At 62.6% G+C, this 5,239-nt stretch carries 4 protein-coding genes; 2 read left to right on the top strand and 2 right to left on the bottom strand.

What is annotated here, in order from left to right; translation table 11 throughout:
• Positions 1–197 precede the first annotated feature (197 nt).
• Together QT222_RS07025 and QT222_RS07020 are read left to right on the top strand one after the other, a co-directional pair.
• Positions 198–878, top strand: a complete 681-nt coding sequence (locus QT222_RS07025; protein ID WP_004572617.1) for a potassium channel family protein — start codon at positions 198–200, stop codon at positions 876–878.
• Positions 878–2,539, top strand: a complete 1,662-nt coding sequence (locus tag QT222_RS07020; protein WP_004572616.1) for a TrkH family potassium uptake protein — start codon at positions 878–880, stop codon at positions 2,537–2,539. The genes QT222_RS07025 and QT222_RS07020 overlap by 1 nt, the downstream gene beginning before the upstream one ends.
• 31 nt (positions 2,540–2,570) lie before the next feature.
• Here the strand turns inward: QT222_RS07020 and QT222_RS07015 are convergent, their stop codons facing one another.
• The gene (locus QT222_RS07015; protein WP_004572615.1) at positions 2,571–4,175 is read right to left on the bottom strand and encodes a TrkH family potassium uptake protein; all 1,605 of its coding nucleotides are present in this window, start codon (positions 4,173–4,175) and stop codon (positions 2,571–2,573) included.
• A gap of 141 nt (positions 4,176–4,316) precedes the next feature.
• Positions 4,317–5,239, bottom strand: a 923-nt coding sequence (locus tag QT222_RS07010; RefSeq protein WP_491476750.1) for a Trk system potassium transport protein TrkA, incomplete at its 5' end; no start/stop codon positions are given.

Below are 5,239 nucleotides of genomic sequence, written 5' to 3'. Positions count from 1 at the left end.
CTCACGAAGCAGGCTCATCAGGTTGTCCGAAACACTCTGCGCCAGAGTTGGACGGATAGTCACCTCTGTTATCGAATACGAAATATTGTGCGCCTCTATTCGTCATTCAGCAGAATTCTGTTCAACAATTCAGGCTTCGAAAGACCGACCGAGATGCCGATAGTTTTTCCACGAACCGACGCGCACGGCGGAACGTCATGTATATCATCGTCGTCGGCGCCGGCAACATCGGGACGCCGCTCATCGAAATCGCCACGGAGGGCGGTAACGAGGTGGTCGTCGTCGAGCGCGACGAGGCAAAAGCCGAGGCCGCAGCGGCAACGTTCGACTGCCTCGTGCTCAACGACGACGCCACGGTCAAACAGACGCTCGAAGAGGCCGGCGCGGACCGCGCCGACGCCATCATCACGACGACCGACAAGGACGCGACCAACATCATGGTCTGTCTCTTGGCGAAGGAACTCGAAATTCCGGACATCGTCTCTGTCGTCCACAACCCCGAGCATATGAGCCTCTACCGGCAAATCGGCGTCAACACGATGGAAAACCCCCAGCGACTCATCGCGGAGTACCTCTACCGGGCGGTCAAACGCCCCTCTATCGTCGACTACATGCGCATCGGCGACCGCGCCGAGGTGTTCGAAATTCGCGTCGACGAAGAGGCACCAATCGTGGGGCGGACTATTCAGGAAACCGCACAGGATGGCCTCCTCGACGACGATACACTCATCGTCGCCATCGAGCGCGAGCCTAACGACGACCCCGTCACGCCGCGCGGCAACACGACCGTCGGCGCGGGCGACCTCTTGACCGTCTACTCCGCGAAAGGTGCGACACCTGAAGTGACAGACGTGTTCGGCCATTACGAGGACCACTGATGCCGCGCCGCGGACGGATGGTTGCGGGGTGGCCCGCCGACCTTGCGGTCATCGGTCGCGACGTCGGGTCGCTCCTCGCCATGGAATCACTGTTGATGGCCGTCTCAGTCCTCGTTGCGATTGGATTCGGCGAGTGGTACGCCGCACTCGCATTCTTCATCGCCGCGGGCGCGACTGCTGGTGTCGGCTTGGGTGCGCGGAAGGCGTTCGACGAAGCGCCCGCACCGCGCATGAAACACGGGATGATAATCGCCGCTGCGGGATGGTTTGCAACAGCCGCCTTCGGGTCGCTGCCGTTTTTCCTCACGGCGCATTTCGCTCCTGATTCGGTGTTCACGGCGCTCGTCCCCGCTGGTGTCGAGTACACCCAGTCGAGTCTCGTCTACTTCCGCAACCCGCTGCACGCCCTCTTCGAGAGCATGAGCGGCTGGACCGGAAGCGGCCTCACGATGGGGATTCACGAACCGTCGCTTCCGCGGACGATTCAGTGGTGGCGCTCTCTCATCCAATGGGTCGGCGGCGTGGGCGTCATCGTCCTCACCGTCTCGATTCTCTCGCGGCCAGGAAGCGGTAGTTACGCGCTCTACCGCGGTGAGGCCCGTGAGGAGAAGATTCATCCGAGCGTCGTCTCGACGGTTCGGACAGTCTGGAAGATTTTCGTCGGCTACACGGTGCTTTCGGTAGTCGTGCTCTTCGTCGCCATCCGCGCGAGCAATTACGGCTCGGCCCTTCCCCTCTGGGAGGCTGGCTGGCAGGCGCTCAATCACGCGATGACTGGTCTCTCGACCGGCGGGTTCGCCGTCACCGACAACTCAATCGGGACGTACAACTCGCCGCTCATCGAGACGGTACTGCTGCCCATCATGGCGCTCGGCGCAATCGCCTTCCCCATCCACTACACTATCCTCCGGAACCGCGAGGTCGACAAGTTGTGGACGGACCTCCAGACCCGGTGGTTGCTCGCCATATTTGCCGTCGGCGTGGCAGGACTCACAATCCAGAATCTCGTCTCTCTCCCGACGACTGCGGGGTCTGCATTCGTCGAAACAGCGGACTACTTCGGTCTCTCGGGCATTATCGGCGGCCCGGAGACCGATGCCATCCGCGACTCGGCGTTCCACTGGGTGAGTGCGCTCTCGTGTACTGGCTTTCAGGCCGCGCCGCTCGGCCAGTGGTCCGACGGCGGAAAACTGCTGCTCTCCGGCGCGATGACCCTCGGCGGCGCTGCCGGGTCGACCGTCGGCGGCATCAAAATCATCCGCGGGTACACGATTTCCCGTGGCATCCAGTGGCAGTTCTCCCGCGTCTTCCTGCCCGAAAGCACCGTCGTGAACATCGAAATGAACGGTCGCCGTCTCTCCCGGAGCGAGATGGACCGCGAGTTCTCCGAGGCAGCCATCGTCTCGATGCTCTGGGTGCTCTTGCTCGTCGCGTCGAGCGTCCTCCTCGTGAACCTCGCCGGACCGGAGTTCACCTATGCGGACGCACTGTTCGAAGTCGCGAGCGCGCAGGGGAACGTCGGCATCTCGACGGGCATCACCGGACCGTCGATGAACCCCTACGCGGAGGCGATGTTTCTCTTCAACATGTGGATTGGACGGCTCGAAATTATCCCCGTGTTAGTGTTCTTCCGGTCGGTTCTCTACGGGCTGAATCCGTAGCGTTCCGACACTCCTTCGCCCAATTTTCCGTTCACCGCCGCCAGTACTCCGGCGTGAAGATGACGAGCACCGGTAGAATCTCCAGACGGCCGACCCACATCAGGAGGACCATGTACAGTTTCGAACTGTTGGAGAAGTCGAGATAACTCCCCATCGGGCCGACGACGCCGAAGCCCGGGCCAACGTTCCCGAGGGTCGCAGCGACGGCGCTCATCGTTTCGAGGATACTCACGTCGAAGCCGGCGCGCGCGGCATCGAGGTGGAGCAGGCCCGTCGAGACGAAGAACAACACGAGATACAGGAGCGTGAAGGCGTAGATGCCGCGGATGGCGCGTTCATCGACCGTGCGGCCGGCGAGTCTGACGGGGCGAACTGCCTCGGGGTGGGCCGTCGTAAATAGCTCGCGGCGGAGCGATTTCAGGATGACGTACCAGCGAACGATTTTAATCGCACCGCCGGTCGAACCGCCGGAGCCACCGATGAACATCGCGAACAGGAGGCCGTACTGCGTCGGCGCGCTCCACGCGTTGAAGTCCATGCTCGCATAGCCCGTCGTCGTGACGATGGAGACGACCTGAAACACCGACTGGCGAATCGCCGGTTCGACGTTACCGATGATGGCTGTCCGAATGCCTTCGAGGTACACTTGGTCGTAGGTCTCGCCCGCTGGCGCGACGGACATCAGGCCGTCGCCGAAAAAGAGGACGCCCGCAAGGATGGCCGAGATGACGCCCATAATTCCGAGGTAGGATTTGAACTCGGTGTCGCGGACGAGTCGCTTCGGCTCGCCCGTGAGGACGTGCCAGAAGAGCGCGAAGTTGGTCCCCGCAGCGACCATGAAGGGGATAATCACCCACTGCGCCGCGGCGGAAAACGCCTCGATACTCTTTGCTTCCGGCGAGAACCCGCCGGTCGGCATCGTCGTCAACCCGTGGGCGATGGCGTTGTAGACGCCCATCCCTGGGGCGTGGCCGGTGACGTTGAGTCCGTGGAGAAGGACGATTTCGAGGACCGTGAGGCCGAGGTACGCGCCCCAGAGCGCGCGCGCCGTCTCGGCGATTCGGGGGGTGAGCTTTTCGATGCCGGGACCGGGCGCTTCCGCGTCCATCAGTTGTGCGCCACCGACCGACAGTTCAGGAAGAATCGCTACCGCGAGGACGACGATACCCATCCCCCCGAGCCACTGGGTGAGTTGTCGCCACATCATGATGCCGCGGGTGTGCGAGTCGAAAGAAATGTCGCCGAGGACCGTCGCTCCGGTCGTGGTAAACCCGCTCATCGTCTCGAAGAGGGCGTTCGCCGGATTTCCGAGGGTTGATTCGGGGTGAATCGGCTGCGCAATGAAGGGGATACCGTGCGCCTCGATAAGGTACGGAATCGCACCGACGAAAGCCACAGCCAGCCACGTCATCGCGACCATCAGGAACCCCTCGCGGGCCCCGATGTCGGGTTCTTCTGCGAGGCGTTCGAGCCCCGTCCCGATGAGAACCGTGACGGCCATCGTGACGACGAACGGGAGCACCGACTCACCGTAGTACAGCGCGACGACGAGCGGGAACAAAAGCGGGACTGTGAGATATTTCAGTACTGTCCCGACGAGACGAAGGCTGGCTCTATAGTCGACCCGCAATTTCATCCGTGGACTAACGTACCGCGCGCCGGGTTCTTCCGTGTTCGGGTTCGCTCGCGTGTGCGAGAATCAGTGGCGCGGCGGCTGTTCGCTCGTGGCGCGTGCGGTTAGGACCCTCAGAACAGCAGTTCCGAACGCTGTAGCTGACTACAGTTTGGGAGACACGTCGTCGATGGCGCAGCTATCGACGAAGACGACCACGTGGTCCCCCGGTTTGATGACGGTGTCACCTCGCGGCGTGATGAACTCGCGCCGTCGCGTGATGGCACCGATGACGACGCCTTCGGGGAGGGATGCAATCGACTCCTGAATGGGTTTGCCGGCGAGGACGCTGTCGGCGTCGACTTCGATTTCAAGGACTTCGGCCTTGTCCGACTCGATGAGCGCGACGTTCTCCGCGCCGCCATCACGAGTGAATCGCGTGATTTCTTCGGCGACGACCTCGCGCGGACTCACGCCAACGTCGACGCCGACGGCCTCGAAGAGGTCGACGTACGGCGTCGTGTCGATGACGGCGACGGTTCGTTCGACGCCGAGGCGCGCCGCGAGCAACGAGACGAGCAGGTTCTTCTCGTCGGAGTCGAGTGCAGAGACGAGCAGGTCGGCGTCGCCGATGTACTCGCGTTCGAGGAAGTCGATATCGGTCGCGTCGCTCTCCATGACGATTGTTCCGGGCAACTCCTCTGCGAGTTCACGGGCGCGGTCGGCGTCTTGCTCGATGAGTCGCGGTTTGAAGCCGCGTTCTTCGAGCAGTCGGGCGACGTGGTAGCCGATTTCGCTCCCGCCGACGATGACCACCTCTTCAGCGGTTCCCGGCGGTTCGTCGGGCGAGACCGAACTCGCAAATCCCTGAACGCTCTGGGGACTGCCGATAACGACAATCCGGTCTCCCGGTCCGATAACCGTATCACCGCGAGGAATCGTCACCTCGCCGTCGCGGAGGATGGCCGCGAACGTGAGCGAGTCGAATCGGTCCGCTTCGCTTACGGTCTGGTTCGCCACGGGACTTTCCGCGCCGACTTCGAACTCGGCCATCTGGACCTTCCCGCCCGCGAAGGAGTCAACGTCCC

The sequence above is a fragment of the Haloferax sp. s1 genome (assembly GCF_058382125.1).
Note: the sequence above shows the minus strand (reverse complement) of the source record. Positions and strands in the feature narration are given on the sequence as shown.

What these genes read in the sequence shown, in the direction of transcription:
- QT222_RS07015 (WP_004572615.1), bottom strand. Translation starts at nt 4,175, where the DNA reads ATGAAATTGCGGGTCGACTATAGAGCCAGCCTTCGTCTCGTCGGGACA.
- QT222_RS07025 (WP_004572617.1), top strand. Translation starts at nt 198, where the DNA reads ATGTATATCATCGTCGTCGGCGCCGGCAACATCGGGACGCCGCTCATC.
- QT222_RS07020 (WP_004572616.1), top strand. Translation starts at nt 878, where the DNA reads ATGCCGCGCCGCGGACGGATGGTTGCGGGGTGGCCCGCCGACCTTGCG.